Origin of the sequence: Streptomyces nigra (assembly GCF_003074055.1) — a bacterium.
GTDB classification, from domain to species: domain Bacteria; phylum Actinomycetota; class Actinomycetes; order Streptomycetales; family Streptomycetaceae; genus Streptomyces; species Streptomyces nigra.
On the sequence record NZ_CP029043.1, the window covers coordinates 2021267 to 2036020 of the forward strand.

16 protein-coding genes are annotated in these 14754 nt (G+C 71.5%); 12 read left to right on the plus strand and 4 right to left on the minus strand.

Translation table 11 applies throughout. The annotated features are described in order from the left end of the window. Nucleotides 1-161: 161 nt before the first annotated feature. The 4 genes from glnA to pspAB all read left to right on the plus strand — a co-directional run bounded on the left by glnA (nt 162) and on the right by pspAB (nt 3540). On the plus strand, nt 162-1571 hold the full coding sequence (gene glnA / locus DC008_RS09375) for a type I glutamate--ammonia ligase (protein ID WP_108706562.1): 1410 nt from the start codon (nt 162-164) through the stop codon (nt 1569-1571). A gap of 110 nt (nt 1572-1681) precedes the next feature. Then, nucleotides 1682-1948 carry an SCO2583/SCO2584 N-terminal domain-containing protein gene (locus tag DC008_RS09380; protein WP_108706563.1) on the plus strand — a complete coding sequence of 89 codons (267 nt, stop codon included), beginning with the start codon at nt 1682-1684 and terminating at the stop codon, nt 1946-1948. A gap of 72 nt (nt 1949-2020) precedes the next feature. After that, nucleotides 2021-2938, plus strand: coding sequence for a zinc metalloprotease HtpX (htpX, locus tag DC008_RS09385; RefSeq protein WP_108706564.1), 918 nt, complete (start codon nt 2021-2023; stop codon nt 2936-2938). A 2-nt stretch (nt 2939-2940) separates the two neighbouring features. Continuing rightward, nucleotides 2941-3540 carry a PspA-associated protein PspAB gene (gene pspAB, locus DC008_RS09390; protein ID WP_108706565.1) on the plus strand — a complete coding sequence of 200 codons (600 nt, stop codon included), beginning with the start codon at nt 2941-2943 and terminating at the stop codon, nt 3538-3540. Nucleotides 3541-3583: 43 nt separating this feature from the next. Here the strand turns inward: pspAB and DC008_RS09395 are convergent, their stop codons facing one another. Next, a complete protein-coding gene (locus tag DC008_RS09395; protein WP_108706566.1) occupies nt 3584-3868 on the minus strand; it encodes a hypothetical protein in 285 nt (94 codons plus the stop codon). Nucleotides 3869-4105: 237 nt separating this feature from the next. Here DC008_RS09395 and DC008_RS09400 point away from each other — a divergent pair, with 237 nt between their 5' ends. Then, nucleotides 4106-4852, plus strand: a complete 747-nt coding sequence (locus tag DC008_RS09400; RefSeq protein WP_208645832.1) for an alpha/beta hydrolase — start codon at nt 4106-4108, stop codon at nt 4850-4852. Between the two features lie 47 nt (nt 4853-4899). On the opposite strand, the gene DC008_RS09405 is transcribed toward DC008_RS09400, so the two are convergent. Both DC008_RS09405 and DC008_RS09410 read right to left on the minus strand, forming a co-directional pair. After that, nucleotides 4900-6249, minus strand: coding sequence for a DUF2252 domain-containing protein (locus tag DC008_RS09405; RefSeq protein ID WP_108706568.1), 1350 nt, complete (start codon nt 6247-6249; stop codon nt 4900-4902). Nucleotides 6250-6756: 507 nt separating this feature from the next. Next, entirely contained in the window at nt 6757-7083 is a 327-nt protein-coding gene (locus tag DC008_RS09410) for a hypothetical protein (RefSeq protein ID WP_055620620.1), read from the minus strand. 221 nt (nt 7084-7304) lie between these two features. On the opposite strand from DC008_RS09410, the gene DC008_RS09415 reads away from it, so the two are divergent. From DC008_RS09415 to DC008_RS09440, 6 genes are all read left to right on the plus strand, one after another. Continuing rightward, the gene (locus DC008_RS09415; protein WP_108706569.1) at nt 7305-7670 is read left to right on the plus strand and encodes an arsenate reductase family protein; all 366 of its coding nucleotides are present in this window, start codon (nt 7305-7307) and stop codon (nt 7668-7670) included. A gap of 132 nt (nt 7671-7802) precedes the next feature. Then, nucleotides 7803-8510: an RlpA-like double-psi beta-barrel domain-containing protein gene (locus DC008_RS09420; protein WP_108706570.1), complete on the plus strand. Its 708-nt coding sequence runs from the start codon at nt 7803-7805 to the stop codon at nt 8508-8510. Between the two features lie 313 nt (nt 8511-8823). Then, nucleotides 8824-9852: a glutamine synthetase gene (gene glnII / locus DC008_RS09425; protein ID WP_108706571.1), complete on the plus strand. Its 1029-nt coding sequence runs from the start codon at nt 8824-8826 to the stop codon at nt 9850-9852. A 351-nt stretch (nt 9853-10203) separates the two neighbouring features. Further along, nucleotides 10204-10758 (plus strand): winged helix-turn-helix domain-containing protein, encoded by a 555-nt coding sequence (locus DC008_RS09430; protein WP_108706572.1) that lies wholly within the window; start codon nt 10204-10206, stop codon nt 10756-10758. A gap of 72 nt (nt 10759-10830) precedes the next feature. Next, nucleotides 10831-11850, plus strand: coding sequence for an SDR family oxidoreductase (locus tag DC008_RS09435; RefSeq protein WP_108706573.1), 1020 nt, complete (start codon nt 10831-10833; stop codon nt 11848-11850). A gap of 207 nt (nt 11851-12057) precedes the next feature. Beyond that, the gene (locus tag DC008_RS09440; RefSeq protein WP_108706574.1) at nt 12058-13608 is read left to right on the plus strand and encodes a DUF1996 domain-containing protein; all 1551 of its coding nucleotides are present in this window, start codon (nt 12058-12060) and stop codon (nt 13606-13608) included. A gap of 72 nt (nt 13609-13680) precedes the next feature. Here the strand turns inward: DC008_RS09440 and DC008_RS09445 are convergent, their stop codons facing one another. After that, on the minus strand, nt 13681-14112 hold the full coding sequence (locus tag DC008_RS09445) for a hypothetical protein (protein WP_108706575.1): 432 nt from the start codon (nt 14110-14112) through the stop codon (nt 13681-13683). Nucleotides 14113-14232: 120 nt separating this feature from the next. Between DC008_RS09445 and DC008_RS09450 the strand changes: the two genes are divergently transcribed. Then, nucleotides 14233-14742, plus strand: a complete 510-nt coding sequence (locus DC008_RS09450) for a tetratricopeptide repeat protein (RefSeq protein ID WP_208645833.1) — start codon at nt 14233-14235, stop codon at nt 14740-14742. Nucleotides 14743-14754: the final 12 nt, after the last annotated feature.

The window sequence follows — 14754 nt, forward strand, 5'->3', positions numbered from 1 at the left end:
GGTGGGGTGAGAAGGGGGATGTCCGGTTAACGTGTGCGAAACAAATGGGTCACGCCCGAGAAATCACCCATCCCTAGGGTCGAGTGCAGCGTGTGCCACCCGCACTGGCCGCACGAACGATCTACCACCCCGGCGGGACGGTCGGGAGTAGGAGGAGCTGGATGTTCCAGAACGCCGACGAGGCCAAGAAGTTCATCGCGGACGAGGACGTCAAGTTCATCGACGTCCGCTTCTGCGACCTGCCGGGCGTCATGCAGCACTTCTCGCTGCCCGTCGAGGCGTTCGACCCCGACGAGGAGCTGGCGTTCGACGGTTCGTCGATCCGCGGCTTCCAGGCCATCCACGAGTCCGACATGGCGCTGCGCGCCGACCTGTCGACCGCGCGGGTGGACCCCTTCCGCCGTGACAAGACCCTCAACATCAACTTCTTCATCCACGACCCGATCACGGGCGAGCAGTACTCCCGTGACCCGCGCAACGTGGCGAAGAAGGCCGAGGCCTACCTGGCGTCGACGGGTATCGCCGACACCGCGTTCTTCGGCCCCGAGGCGGAGTTCTACGTCTTCGACAGCGTGCGTTTCCGCACGTCGGAGAACGAGTCCTTCTACCACATCGACTCCGAGGCGGGCGCCTGGAACACCGGCGCCCTCGAGGACAACCGCGGTTACAAGGTCCGCTACAAGGGCGGCTACTTCCCGGTCCCGCCGGTCGACCACTTCGCCGACCTGCGCGCCGAGATCTCCCTGGAGCTGGCCAAGGCCGGCCTGCAGGTCGAGCGCCAGCACCACGAGGTGGGCACCGCCGGCCAGGCCGAGATCAACTACAAGTTCAACACGCTGCTCGCCGCGGCCGACGACCTGCAGCTCTTCAAGTACATCGTGAAGAACGTGGCCTGGCGCAACGGCAAGACCGCGACCTTCATGCCGAAGCCGATCTTCGGTGACAACGGCTCGGGCATGCACGTGCACCAGTCCCTGTGGCAGGGCGGCTCCCCGCTCTTCTACGACGAGGCCGGCTACGCGGGCCTGTCGGACATGGCGCGCTACTACATCGGCGGCATCCTCAAGCACGCCCCGTCGCTGCTCGCCTTCACCAACCCGACGGTGAACTCGTACCACCGCCTGGTCCCGGGCTTCGAGGCGCCGATCAACCTGGTGTACTCGCAGCGCAACCGCTCCGCCGCGATGCGCATCCCGATCACGGGCTCCAACCCGAAGGCCAAGCGCGTCGAGTTCCGCGCGCCCGACTCCTCCGGCAACCCGTACCTGGCCTTCTCGGCCCTGCTCCTCGCGGGCCTCGACGGCATCAAGAACAAGATCGAGCCGGCCGAGCCGATCGACAAGGACCTCTACGAGCTGGCTCCCGAGGAGCACGCCAACGTGGCCCAGGTCCCGACCTCGCTCCCGGCCGTCCTGGACTCGCTCGAGGCCGACCACGAGTTCCTGCTCCAGGGTGACGTCTTCACCCCGGACCTGATCGAGACGTGGATCGACTTCAAGCGCACCAACGAGATCGCCCCGCTCCAGCTCCGCCCGCACCCGCACGAGTTCGAGCTGTACTTCGACGTGTGATCGAGCCTGCGCTCGGCGACTGACGCCCGCGCCCCCGCCGTCCCGATGGACGGTGGGGGCGCGGGCGTGTGTTCTATTCTGGGGGGTGGGATCGCACGGGGGTGGAGGCCATGGCCGATTCGCAGCAGGACGATCACGAGCGGGAGTTCGACATCCGGTGGGCCGATGCCGCCGAGCACAAGGAGCCGTCGGCGCGGGCCCGGATGCTCGCCGCGCGGTGGAAGCACGATCCGCCCGGTCCGGTGCCGTTCCGGCCCGAGCCCGATCATGTGGCCCGGCGGCACCGCCGTTCCGGCTGGGTGTCCACGGTCGTCGTCCTCGGCAGCGTCGCCGCCGTCGTCCTGCTGCTCGGCTACTTCCGGTTCACGGCGCCGTAGCGGCTGCGCGGGGCCGGAACGGGCGGTGCACACTGGCAGGGGGACGAGTGCCTGAGTGCGGGATGGTGCACCATGCGAAGCCGCTTCCGCAGTGACCGTCGGTTGACCGCCCGGATGGGTGTCACGCTGTTTCTGCTCGGGTTGCTGTACGTGGCGTTCATCGCCGCGCTGATCGTGCTGCTGAAGTCCTGGGTGCTGGTCGTGGTGATCGTCGCCGCGATGCTGGGCGCCCAGTACTGGTTCTCCGACCGGGTCGCGCTGTTCGCGATGCGCGGGCGGCCCGTGGAGCGCGAGGAGTACCCCGGGCTGCACGGTGTCGTCGACCGGCTGTGCGCCATGGCCGACATGCCGAAGCCGGTGGTCGCGGTGTCCGACATGGAGATGCCCAACGCCTTCGCGACCGGCCGCAACGCCGATCACGCCGTGGTCTGTGTGACCACGGGGCTGCTGCGCCGGCTGGAGCGGGACGAGCTGGAGGGCGTGCTCGCGCACGAGCTGGCACATGTCGCGCACAAGGACGTCGCGGTGATCACCATCGCCTCGTTCCTCGGAGTGATCGCCGGGCTGGTCGTGCGGTTCGCCTTCTACTCGCAGCTCTTCGGGGGCGGGCGCCGCGACCAGAACACCGCGGTCGTCCTCGCCGCCGTCATGGGCGTGTCGGCCGCCGTGTACGCGCTCAGCTTTCTGCTGATCCGGGCCCTGTCCCGGTACCGGGAGCTGGCCGCCGACCGGGCCGCGGCCCTGCTCACCGGCAGGCCCTCGGTGCTGGCCTCCGCGCTCACCAAGGTCTCCGGCGACCTCGCCCGCATCCCGACGAAGGACCTGCGGACGGCCCAGGCGTTCAACGCCTTCTACTTCACCCCGGCGCTGGGCCGGGAGCCCAATCTGGCGCGGATCCTCTCCACCCACCCGAGCCTGGAGCAGCGGCTCGAACAGCTGGGGCGGATCTCCGCCGAGCTGGGTGAGCCGACGGCTCCCGGAGGGGCGTGACCATGGGGCTGCTGGACATCCTGCTGGGCCGCAGCAAGCCGGCGGCACCCGATCTCGACCAGCTGTTCGGGCTGCCGTCGGCGGCCGTGACACTGGAGGCGGCGACCGGCTTCCGGCCGACCGGCAGCGGCGCGGTGTGCTTCGCGACGGTGGAGGGCGCGGCGTTCACACAGACGCACCGGGAGGTGCGGGCACTGCTGGACGCGGACGCCGGGCGGGAGGGACCCCCGGTGGAGCTGACCCGGGACGACTACGGCTACTCGTGGCTGGTCTCGCGCCGCTCCCCCGACGAGCTGCCCGACCTGGTCAACGATCTGCACGCGGTGAACAGCGCGATGGAGGCCGACGGGTTCGGCCCGCAACTGCTGTGCTCACTGGCGGGCTTCGAGGGGACGGAGGGAGACGGCGACCGGGGTCGCCGTCTCGCTCTCGTCTATCTGTACAAGCGCGGCACCTTCTACCCGTTCGCCCCGCTGCCCGGCAGGCCGGAGCGGCGGGACAACGCGCTGGAGCTGCGGGTGAAGGCCGCCCTCGCGGGCGACCTGCGGATGGAGGAGGACCTCGGCCGCTGGTTCCCGGTCTGGGGCGCCCCCGGGCTGTGAACGGGGGCGCCCCGACCGGCCGCGGTCACCACCGCGGGTCGTCTCAGTTGGCCTTCTCGCGCGCCTGACGGCGGGCCTCGAAGGGGCGCTCACGACGGTAGCGGCGCTCCCACTTGGCCTGGGTGTCACGACGCTCGCGATAGCTGCGGTAGTCGGCCGGCGCGCCGCCGCCCGCCGCGCCTCCCCCGGCTCCGCCGCTGGGCGCGGAGGAGCCTCTGCCGTACTGGACGTAGAGGAGGAGCACGGCGACGGCGGCCAGCCAGTAGACGTGGTTTCCGAATCCGAGGATCACCAGGACGACGGTCCCGGACATGACGATGGTGCCCATCACGGGCCTCCGTGGGCGTGGGTGGATCTGAGCGGTGATCGGATGTCCCCGGCGGGGCGCTGGGGAGGGCGGCCGTCCGTCGGTGCCGTAGAGAGTAGCCCCGAGTCTCCGGACGGGCGCCCGTCCTGCGGGAAACGGCGAGGTCTGCTCCGTTACGCGTGTCCAGGGTAGGGATCCGGTCACAGGCCGTGCACCTCCTTTTCCCGGGGGCGCGTGCGCCGTGAATGAATGGGGCGCATGACCGAGCTCTCCTCCTTCACATGCGCCCATGACGGTGAACGGCTCAGCGGGGTGTACGGCGGTCCCGCCGCCGGGCCCGGGGTGCCGGCGGTCGTCCTGCTGCACGGCGCGGGTCCGGGCACCAAGGACCGGCTGCTGCCGCTGCTCGCCGACATCGCCGCCCGGGGCTGTCACAGCCTGGCCTTCGACTTCTCGGGGCACGGCGAAAGCACCGGTGAGCAGAAGGAGTTGAGTCTGCGCCGGCGTCTGGAGCAGACGGTCGCCGTGATCGACGCGCGGGTCCCGGCGGAGGCGCCGCTGGTCGTGGTCGGGTTCAGCATGAGCGGGCAGACCGCCGCGGACGTCGTCGCGCACTACGGGGAGCGGGTGGCGGCGGTGGGGCTGTGCGCGCCCGCGGTGTATGCCGCCGAGGCGTGGGACATGCCGTTCGGCTCGGGGGACGGGCGGTTCGGCGAGATCATCCGCAGGCCGGGCGGCTGGCGCGGGGCGCCCGCGCTGGACGTGCTGCGGACGTACGCCGGACGGGCCGTGCTCGCGGTCCCGGAGACGGACGCGGTGATTCCGGCGGAGGTGACGGGGGCGGTGCGGGATGCGCTGAGCGCCCGTGCCCGGTTCACCCGGTTCGACGTACGGGGTGCGGAGCACATGCTGGGCCTGTGGTTCGAGACGCACGCGGAGGACCGCCGGACGTTCGTGGACGCCCTCCTGGACGACTGGCCGGTCCCGGCGGGGCCGCACGCCTGAGGCACCGCCCGGCCACCCGGCGTAACGATGGACCGTTCGGCGGGGGGTCATACGCCCGGCGCCGCCGCGATCACCCCCGCCGCGATCGCCGCGCCCAGCGTGGTGTGGTCGGTGACGGTCTGGTCGGCGTAGGCGAAGGCGAAGTCGGTCACCGCGTGGTCGAAGGTGTCGGAGCCGCCGAGGTAGGCAGCGATGGCGATGCGGTCGCCGGAGCGGGCGTGGGCGCGGGCCAGGGCGGTGCCGCACAGCCGGGCGTAGGCCAGCAGGTCCCCGGGCCTCATGCCGGCGACGTCGGCGGAGCCCTTCATGTCCCGCAGCTGCCGCCAGTAGAAGGCGCGCCCCTGCGGCCCCGACATCCAGCCGAGAAAAATGTCGCTCGCGGCCTGCAGCAGCCGTTGCCCGGCGACGACCCTGTGTCCCGGATGGGTGTACGGGCCGCCCGGCAGATGCTCCTCCAGGGCCGACTGCCGGGCCTCCTTGATCTGGAGGAAGAGGGGGTCGTCGGCGTCCCGCCCGGTGAGCAGCACGATGAAGCAGCGCAGTCCGACGCTGCCGACGCCGACGACCTTGCGGGCGGCGTCGACGAACCGGTAGCGGTCCAGGAGCAGCCGGCGTTCCTCGGAGAGCGTCGAGCGGTAGTCGCTGAAGACCTTGCGCAGGGAGGCCATGTCGGCGACGCCGGCGGGCTCCAGGAGCGGCGGGTCGTGGATGATGCGCCGGCGCCCGTCGACGACCTCGGTGAGCTTGCCGTAGGCGCGCAGGCTGGTGCGCCTACGGGCGCGGCCGAGGGTGGCCTCGGCGCGGTGCCGGTCGCGGGCGGAGCGGACCAGCGGCAGGAGCTGTTCGGTGTCGAGGCGCATGTACCAGACGTCGAGTTCGCCGAGCCGGGCGAGCCGGTGCATGGCGGTGCGGTACGCGGCGACGGCCTCCCGGGCGGCGCGCCCGGCCTTGGCATCCGGGTGGCCGTTCTCGCGGGCGGCGACCACGACCGAGGCGGCGAGGCGTTTGACGTCCCATTCGAAGGGGCCCGGGAACGTCTCGTCGAAGTCGTTGAGGTCGAACAGCAGGGAGCGTTCGGGTGAGGCGTACAGGCCGAAGTTGAGCAGGTGGGCGTCGCCGCACAGCTGGACGGTCAGGCCGGTGTGCGGGGTGGCGGCGAGGTCGGCCGCCATCACGGCGGCGGCGCCGCGCAGGAACGCGAAGGGCGAGGCGGCCATCCTCCCGTACCGGATGGGCAGCAGCTCGGCCAGCCGGTCGCGCCCCTGGCGTTCCAGTACGGCGACCGGGTCGGGCCGGTCGAGGGACGCGGTCCAGCGGGCGTGCTCGGAGCGGCGGACGCGCTGCCGGGCGGCCCGGCCCTGTTCGGCCCGGCCGGCGGGTGTGCCGGGGGCGGTCATGCGCGGCCCACGCGCGCGTGCCGGGGCTCGCGGGGCAGGCGGGACCGGGTGGGCGCCCCCGGGGACCGCGCGCACCGTCCCGGGGCCCGGTGGGTCAGCCGCCGTACGCCGTCCCTGTCCATCGTGCCTCCCGCTGCCGCCCTCGCTGCTGGACGCGGTCGCCGTGACCCCTGTTGGCAGTGAAGGCGGGGCGGGGGGCGTGCGCATGCCGAATACGGCGAACGGGTGACACGGGCCGGGTGCCCCCGTCGACGGGAGCACCCGGCGCCCCGGGCCTGGGTCGTGTCCGTAAAGTCGCGTCGTCCGCCCGTAGGGCGGGCCGAGCGGCGTCCGGTGCGTGCTCTGGGGGTACCCCCTGCTCGAAGAGCTGGGGGAGTGCCGGACGGGCTCCCGCGTACTGGTTGTACGCGGGAGCCCGGCCGGTGCGGCGAGTGGGGGTCCCCCCTGCTCGAAGAGCTTGGGGGAGTGCCGGACGTCGAACGGCAGGCGGGACTTTGCGGACACGGCCTAGCGGGCGTACCTCATCAGGGCCCGGACCATGTGGCAGGTGGTCTCGGACGGCGGGTGGACGCCGATCGTCTCCGCGGCGCTGCGGATCCGGTCGTTGCGCGCCTGGTCGGGCAGGTAGACGCCCATGTCGAGGAGCGCTATCGCGAGGCGCATCGCCTTGAGCCGGCGGTTGTGCGTGACGTACCACTCGCGGGGGCGGCCCGGCGGCAGCGCCCGCTTCTCGACGGGTGCGTACGGCGAGTCGAGCAGGACCGGACGGCGGGCGGTGGACTGGGTGCGCGTCGGCTTGCGGGTGGGCTTCGGCTTCAGTGCGGCAGCGGGCACAGGCATCCTCCTGTCGCGGACGAGCGCCGCCCGGACGGGCCCGGTGACGCTCTCGAACACTGACTCCAGTCTACTGGCCGCCACTGACAATCGGGGGCTCCAGACGTCCAGGAAATCGCCTGGTCAGTACGGAAATTGTCGTTCCCTCAGCCCCTTCGTGAGCGATGTGCGCACACCGGCCGGAAAATCGAACAGCGGAGGTCGCGGATACCCTGTGCGGCATGGAGATCTGGATCAACCCGGCCTGTTCCATGTGCCGCGGCGCGCTGAGCCTGCTGGACGCCGAGGGCGCCGACTACACCGTCCGCCGCTATCTGGAGGACGTCCCCACCGAGGACGAGATCCGGGACGTCCTCGGCCGGCTCGGTCTCGAGCCCTGGGACATCACCCGCACCCAGGAGGCCGACGCCGGGGAGCTCGGACTCAGGGACTGGCCCCGGGACGCGGACGCGCGGGACCGGTGGGTGAAGGCGCTCGCCGCGCACCCCCGGCTGATCCAGCGCCCCATCATCACCGCCCAGGACGGCACGGCCGTGGTCGGGCGGTCCGAGGAGGCGGTCCGGGACGCGCTGTCCCGCGAGGGCTGACGCCTCGGCCGGACGCTCAACTCCGGGCGGTGTGACGCACGTTACTTCAGATCCTCCGGTAACCGCTGAGTAACGGCGTTCGGTATCTCGTACATAGCGACGTACGCTCCCCCAACCTCCCAGGAGGCGCGGATGTCGCGCAGGAGAACTGTCAGCACGAAGAAGAAGATCGCCCTGCTGGTGAGTGCGGCGACGGTGGCGGGAGGCGGTGCCTTCGTCATGGCGAGCACCTCGAACGCCTCCCAGGCGCCGTCGGCGACCGTCAAGTCCGCCGCGGACTCGACGGTCTGCCAGGGCCTCGCCACGGCGCTCGGCAACAACCAGCGGTTCATCGACGGGCAGCGGGCCAACCCGGACGCCCAGTCGGAGGCCCGTATCGCCAACCGCGAGGCCGTCATCAAGCAGATCAAGGTCCAGCAGGAGGCGTCCGGGTGCGCCGTCGGGGAGTCGGCTCAGGGCTCCCAGGCGGCACAGCCGAGCGCTCCGGCGGGCGGCGCGGCCGGCAACGGGGGCGAGGCGGCCGGGAACGCGGGCGCCGGGCAGAACGCCGGAGACGCGGGGAACGGCGACGCCGCTGGCGGTGCCGCAGCGGGCCAGCAGGTCTGCAACGGCTCGACCGTGACGCTGTCCGGCGAGGGCGGCGCGCCGGCCGCGTCCAGCAACCAGTTCCCGGCGGGCACCAAGCTGAAGGTGACCAACCTGGACAACAACAAGTCCACGACGGTGGAGGTCACCTCCGTCTCGGGCAGCTGTGTGCTGCTGAACAACGCGGCCTTCGAGCAGGTGCGTGAGCCCGGCAAGTTCCTGATCCGCCGTGCCGTGATCGAGAAGGTGGGGTGACGGCCGGACCACCACGCCGTACGTGTCAGGGGCCCCGCCGCTCGCGGCCACGAGCGGCGGGGCCCCGCGGCATCGCATACGAGTGCGGGCCGGCGCCCCTCCCCCGGCGCCGGACGCCGCCCGGCCCGTCTCCCGCGGCGGCTCACCGCGTGAATCGGGCCACACGGGCACCCGGTAACACGGGGTTCACACATGGGCAATGGCCGGGAAATCGCCTGTTGACAAGCTCCCGGACATCGAGAGCGGCGCCCCAGTGCCGCAGCGCCGCAGCACCCGCAGTACGCGCCCTGACCCACCCCGAAGGAAGTGGCCCGTGACCTTCAAGGCTGAGTACATCTGGATCGACGGCACCGAGCCGACGGCCAAGCTCCGTTCCAAGACGAAGATCCTGGCGGACGACGCCAAGGGTGCCGAGCTGCCGATCTGGGGCTTCGACGGGTCCTCCACCAACCAGGCCGAGGGGCACGCCTCGGACCGTGTGCTGAAGCCGGTCTTCACCTGTCCGGACCCGATCCGCGGCGGCGACGACGTCCTCGTGCTCTGCGAGGTCCTGAACATCGACATGACGCCGCACGAGTCCAACACCCGTGCCGCGCTCACCGAGGTCGCGGAGAAGTTCGCCGCACAGGAGCCCATCTTCGGCATCGAGCAGGAGTACACGTTCTTCAAGGACGGCTACCCGCTCGGCTTCCCCAAGGGCGGCTTCCCGGCCCCGCAGGGCGGCTACTACTGCGGTGTCGGCGCCGACGAGATCTTCGGCCGTGACGTCGTCGAGGCGCACCTGGACAACTGCCTCAAGGCGGGCCTGGGCATCTCCGGCATCAACGCCGAGGTCATGCCCGGCCAGTGGGAGTTCCAGGTCGGCCCGCTCTCCCCGCTGGAGGTCTCCGACCAGCTGTGGGTGGCCCGTTGGCTGCTGTACCGCACGGCGGAGGACTTCGGTGTCGCGGCGACCCTCGACCCGAAGCCGGTGAAGGGCGACTGGAACGGCGCCGGCGCGCACACCAACTTCTCCACCAAGGCCATGCGCGAGGGCTACGACGCCATCATCACCGCCTGCGAGTCCCTCGGCGAGGGCTCCAAGCCGCTGGACCACGTCAAGAACTACGGCGCCGGCATCGACGACCGCCTGACCGGTCTGCACGAGACCGCCCCGTGGAACGAGTACTCCTACGGCGTCTCCAACCGCGGCGCCTCGGTCCGTATCCCGTGGCAGGTCGAGAAGGACGGCAAGGGCTACATCGAGGACCGCCGCCCGAACGCCAACGTCGACCCGTACACGGTGACCCGTCTGCTGGTCGACACCTGCTGCTCGGCTCTGGAGAAGGCCGGCCAGGTCTGATCCGCCGCCGCCCGGCTGTGCTCAGGGGCGTCCACCCTCACCGGTGGGCGCCCCTTTCGCGTGCCCGGACGTCCGCGTCGTCCACGCGTGGAGTCCAAGGACCGGGACGAAGGATCCCCTCGGGGGCGGGTGTCTGCTTCAATGGGTACATGGTCGGCTTCCAGAAGTTCCCCGCGACGGGTCGTCACGACCTCGAGCCCTTCTGGCCTTCCCGTCAGCACCACGACTTCGACCGGGTGTGTTGCCGCGCGCTGACCGCGCGGGCCCGGTAGAGCCGTTCCCCGGCCCTCGGCCAGCGCGACACGACGTACGTCTTCCCACGGACCTCTCGCGCGAAAGAGCTGACCTCCCATGGCGACCACCCGTTCCCTGTCCTCCTCCGCCACGCTCGCCTCCTCCCCCCAGCCGAATGGTGTCCGGCAGCATCTGCGTGCCGTCGACCGGGACGAGGTGATCGACGTCGCGGCCCTCCTGCCGCCGGGCGCCACCTGGCTGCCCGCCCCACAGCACTCCCTGCCCGCCCTGCCGGGCCGGCCGCCGATGGTCGGCTATCTGGTGCTCGTCCCCGCCGACCGGCAGCCGCCGCTCGTGCCGGCCGCCGAGCCCGTCGACGACCCGCTGGTCTCCATCGACCCGGTACGGCGCACCGCGGCCGTCGACGGACGGGAACTCGACCTGACCTACCTGGAGTTCGAGCTACTGGCCCATCTGGTGGCGCATCCGCACCGGGTGCACACCCGCGACCAGCTGGTCACCACGGTGTGGGGGTACGGCCATGTCGGCGACGGGCGGACCGTCGACGTCCATATCGCCCGGCTGCGCCGCAAGCTGGGCGCCGAGCACCGCGACACCATCCGCACGATCCGCCGCGTCGGCTACAAGTACGCCCCGCCGGCCGGGCGCTGACCGCCCACCGGGGCCTCTGCCCTCGGCAGAACGCCGTTCCGCCCCGTGCCCCCGGCGGGCAGAGTCGGCCGTATGAGACTTCTGGTGCTGGGTGGTACGGAGTTCGCGGGACGCGCGGTCGTGGAGGCGGCGCTCGGGCGTGGCTGGGAGGTGACCGTCCTCAACCGGGGGCGGCACGCGACCCCGGCCGGGGTGCGGTCCCTGCGGGGTGACCGCACCGCGGCCGGCGGGCTGGACGCCCTTGCCGGGGACGAGACGTGGGACGCCGTGGTCGACACCTGGTCGGGGGCGCCGCGCCCGGTCCTGGACGCGGCACGGCTGCTGAGGGACCGCGCCGGGCGGTATGTGTACGTGTCGAGCTGCTCGGTGTACGCGTGGGCCCCGCCCGCCGGGTACACCGAGGAGGCGCCGCTGGTCGAGGGCGCCGAGGCGGGTGCCGGGCAGACCGACTACGCGCGGGACAAGCGGGGCGGCGAGCTGGCCGCCGTCGAGGGCTTCGGCGCCGACCGCTCGCTGCTGGTGCGGGCGGGGCTGATCCTCGGGCCGTACGAGAACGTCGGCCGGCTGCCGTGGTGGCTGAACCGGATGGCGCGCGGCGGCCCGGTCCTGGCTCCCGGGCCGCGGGACCTGCCGCTGCAGTACGTCGACGTCCGCGACCTCGCGGAGTGGATCCTCGGCGCGGTGGAGGCCGGGCTGAGCGGGCCGTACAACCTGATGAGCCCGCAGGGGCACAGCACCATGGGCGAGTTCCTGGAGGCGTGCGCGGCGGTGGCCGGGCCGGACGCCGAGCTGCGCTGGGTCGACCCCGAGGTCGTCCTCGCCGCGGGCATCGAACCCTGGACCCAGCTGCCGGTGTGGGTGCCGCCGGGCAGCGACCTGCACGACGCGCTGCACGCGGCGGACGTGTCGCCGGCCGTCGCGGCGGGGCTGCGGTGCCGACCGGTCGCCGAGACGGTGGCCGACACCTGGCGGTGGCTCCAGGGCCTCGACGGGATCGCGCCGCAGCGCCCGGACCGCTCCCTGAAGGGGGTCGACCCGGAGGTGGAGGCGAAGGCCCTCGCGGCCGCGGCGGACGGCGCGTCCGGCACCTGACCGGTTCCTCACCGTCTTCCTCACGCGTCGTACGGGATCCGCAACTCGCGGTGTTCCAGGGGCTGTTGAAACCTCGTCGAACCCATGAATCTCTCAACGATTTCCGGGACGGGTGAACACCCGTGGGGCGCCCTCCGTATGAGAGGGCGCCGCTTCACTCCTGTCGGGCGCCTCGATGCCCCCGAAAAAGGAAGTCAGAGGAGTTCCATGGGACGCAACACAAGAAAACGCCGTACGCCACTGGCCAACAAGGCCATTGCCGCATCGGCGGCCCTAGCGCTCGGTGGGGGCGGGCTTGTCTGGGCCAACTTCTATGCATCTGCGCACGAGGACGGCAACTCCGGGTGGAACCGGACCAAGTCCACGTCCTCGCGGGTCGCGACGATCAACTGCCCGGACGTCGGCCAGCGGCTGACCAAGGTGCCGAGAAGCGCCCGCAGGACCGTCGCCAAGGAGCTGGCGCTGCTCGACCGGCAGATCACCGCCGCCTACACGCGCCTCGCGGAGACGCGGCAGGCGCAGGCGGGTGACGCCAACTACGTCAGCAACGCCATCCTCAGCCCGCTGAAGTCCAAGCGGACCGCCACGCTCGACCGGATCCGGATCACCATCAACCGGGGCGGCGGCAAGGCCCCCCGCGATCTGAGCCGGTGGGCGCAGTGCCAGGGCGTCCCGGCAGAGCCGACCGACGGCGGTCAGCAGGACGGCGGCGGACAGAACGACGGTGGCCAGCAGGACGGCGGCCAGAACGACGGCGGTCAGCAGGACGGCGGCCAGAACGACGGCGGACAGGACAACGGCGGCGGCCAGCAGGACAACGGCGGGCAGGCCGGCAACGGCCCCGTCGCGGACGACTTCATCAACATCGAGGACGTCCAGCCCAACTCGCGGAACCTGCCCAACGGTCTGCCCGCGAACGGTGACTCCGGCTCGACCGGCAGCTTCACCACCCGGTGCGGCACCAACGAGAACGAGAACCGCAACTCGGACAACGTGATCGTGGCGCCCGGTGTCAGCAACGGTGCCCAGCACCAGCACGACTACGTGGGCAACCAGAACAACAACGCGTTCGCGAGCGACCAGGACCTGGCCAACGCCGACACCACGTGCCAGAACCAGGGCGACAAGTCGTCGTACTTCTGGCCGGTCATCCGGATCCAGGACGGTTCGCAGGACATCGACGCCGGTCAGCCCGGCGGCGGTCAGGACGGCAACGTCGGCAAGATCGTCGAGCCGGCTGCGGCCGAGCTGAAGTTCGTCGGCAACCGCACCAGCGACGTCGTCGCGATGCCGAAGGCCCTGCGCATCATCACCGGTGACGCCAAGTCCTTCGTCAACGGCCTCAACAACGCCAACACGGCGTGGAGCTGCACGGGCTTCGAGGACCGCCAGGTGACGGACAAGTACCCGATCTGCCCGGACGGCAGCAGCGTGGTGCGCACGTCCAACTTCCAGAGCTGCTGGGACGGGCAGAACATCGACAGCGCCAACCACCGCACGCACGTCGCGTTCGTGCAGGCGGACGGCACCTGTGCCAACGGGTTCCAGGCCATCCCCCAGCTCCAGGTCCGCCTGGTGTACGACGTCCAGGCCCCGCAGATCCAGAACGGGCAGGTGCAGAACGCGTTCGCGGTCGACTCCTTCCCGGACCAGCTGCACAAGCCGATCACCGACCACAACGACTTCATCAACTTCTTCGACGAGAACCTGATGAACCAGGTGGTGGAGTGCATCAACAACGGCCAGGACTGCGACTAGTCCCCGGCTCGCACCATTGAAAAGGCCGGCGGCGGGAATTCCCGTCGCCGGCCTTTTCGTGTCCGCTGTGGGTCAGCCGTGGTGACCGTCCTTGTTGTGGCTGCCTCCGGGATTCATGTGCTCGGAGCCCTCCTCCATGGTGCCGCCGAGCTTTCCCTGGAGGGCCGTCACCGTCTTCTCCTGGCCGACGGCGACCCATTTGCGGCCGACGAGGTAGTAGCCGCCGTAGTCCTTGGCGCCGCTCAGCCACTCGGCCTGGCCGCGGTCGGTGGCGAAGGTGGCGAGGATGTACTTGTCCTTGCCGGTCGTGCAGATGGCCTGCCGGATCTCGTCGGCGTCGGTCTGCATGTTCGGGTCGCACTTCGCCTTGGCGGCCAGTTGCTCCAGGCTGCCGGTGGCCGTCTCGGGTGCCTTCGCCTCGTCGTCGCCGCCGGCGCCGCACGCGGACAGCGCGAGCACCGCCACCGCGCCGGTCAGCGCGAGCATCGGTCGGGTCAGTCTCATCTCGTCCTCCGGTCCATGCCGCACGGAGCCCCGGCCGGGCCCTTGTCTCCCATACGGCTGCGGGGTGCGATGCGCTCAAAACAGGAGACTCTCACGGAACAGGTGTGCGAGGGTGATCCGATGGACCAGGACTGGGAGGACCGCGTCAGCGCGGCATGGGCCACCTTCGACGACCACCCCGAGGAGCGCGCGGCCGAGTTCCGCGCCCTCATCGACGCACTGGTGGCCGAGCTGCCGGAGGGCAGCCCGCTGGGACCGTTCGAGCAGGCGTGCGCCTGGGACTCCACGGGGCACTCGGACCGCGCGGTGCCGCTGTACCGGCAGGCCCTGGCGCGCGGGCTGAGCGGGTACAAGGGACGCCGGGCGAAGATCCAGATGTCCAGCTCGCTGCGGAACGTCGGGCGGGCCGAGGAGGGCGTCGCGCTGTTGACGCCGGAGCTGGACGCCCCCTCCGACGAGCTGGACGACGCCGTGCGCGCGACGCTGGCGCTGTGCCTGTCGAGCCTCGGCCGGGACCGCGAGGGGCTCGCGCTGGTGCTGGGCGCCCTCGCCCCGCATCTGCCGCGCTACCAGCGGTCGATGGCGAACTACGCGCGTGCGCTGGCGGAGCCGCAGCCGCAGGAAGCCTGACCGGGGCCGTGC

Bases quoted from the DNA above. Each gene is read 5' to 3' on its own strand.
- glnA (WP_108706562.1), top strand. From the start codon at position 162: ATGTTCCAGAACGCCGACGAGGCCAAGAAGTTCATCGCGGACGAGGAC.
- DC008_RS09380 (WP_108706563.1), top strand. From the start codon at position 1,682: ATGGCCGATTCGCAGCAGGACGATCACGAGCGGGAGTTCGACATCCGG.
- htpX (WP_108706564.1), top strand. From the start codon at position 2,021: ATGCGAAGCCGCTTCCGCAGTGACCGTCGGTTGACCGCCCGGATGGGT.
- pspAB (WP_108706565.1), top strand. From the start codon at position 2,941: ATGGGGCTGCTGGACATCCTGCTGGGCCGCAGCAAGCCGGCGGCACCC.
- DC008_RS09395 (WP_108706566.1), bottom strand. From the start codon at position 3,868: ATGGGCACCATCGTCATGTCCGGGACCGTCGTCCTGGTGATCCTCGGA.
- DC008_RS09400 (WP_208645832.1), top strand. From the start codon at position 4,106: ATGACCGAGCTCTCCTCCTTCACATGCGCCCATGACGGTGAACGGCTC.
- DC008_RS09405 (WP_108706568.1), bottom strand. From the start codon at position 6,249: ATGACCGCCCCCGGCACACCCGCCGGCCGGGCCGAACAGGGCCGGGCC.
- DC008_RS09415 (WP_108706569.1), top strand. From the start codon at position 7,305: ATGGAGATCTGGATCAACCCGGCCTGTTCCATGTGCCGCGGCGCGCTG.
- DC008_RS09420 (WP_108706570.1), top strand. From the start codon at position 7,803: ATGTCGCGCAGGAGAACTGTCAGCACGAAGAAGAAGATCGCCCTGCTG.
- DC008_RS09430 (WP_108706572.1), top strand. From the start codon at position 10,204: ATGGCGACCACCCGTTCCCTGTCCTCCTCCGCCACGCTCGCCTCCTCC.
- DC008_RS09435 (WP_108706573.1), top strand. From the start codon at position 10,831: ATGAGACTTCTGGTGCTGGGTGGTACGGAGTTCGCGGGACGCGCGGTC.
- DC008_RS09440 (WP_108706574.1), top strand. From the start codon at position 12,058: ATGGGACGCAACACAAGAAAACGCCGTACGCCACTGGCCAACAAGGCC.
- DC008_RS09445 (WP_108706575.1), bottom strand. From the start codon at position 14,112: ATGAGACTGACCCGACCGATGCTCGCGCTGACCGGCGCGGTGGCGGTG.
- DC008_RS09450 (WP_208645833.1), top strand. From the start codon at position 14,233: ATGGACCAGGACTGGGAGGACCGCGTCAGCGCGGCATGGGCCACCTTC.